The sequence below is a fragment of the Bacillus sp. SIMBA_154 genome, assembly GCF_046536015.1.
Classification (GTDB): Bacteria; Bacillota; Bacilli; order Bacillales; family Bacillaceae; genus Bacillus; species Bacillus pumilus_P.
The window spans coordinates 1-232 of the sequence record NZ_JAWJBV010000722.1; the positions used below are offsets into that span (position 1 = coordinate 1).

Genomic DNA, 232 nt, shown 5'->3' on the forward strand with positions numbered 1-232 from the left:
GGTCATAAGATGAATCAGACAGAAAACAAACCTAAAAGTTATACCGGTATCGTGCTGACATTGACCGTTCTGATCAACGGGCTAATTGCGGTGCTGTTTTTTATGCCGAAATCGGGACAGGTCAGCATTGCCAATATTCATATTCTGCCGATGTTAAATGCCATTTTTAACAGCTTTACTTTTATCTTTTTGCTGGCAGCGCTCTTTATGATTAAGCAAAAAAATATTCAAG

1 pseudogene is annotated in these 232 nt (G+C 38.4%); it reads left to right on the top strand.

Features of this window, described 5'->3' with window-relative positions:
• Window positions 1-9: 9 nt before the first annotated feature.
• Window positions 10-232, top strand: a pseudogene (locus R0K30_RS23770) (DUF420 domain-containing protein); the annotation flags it as partial.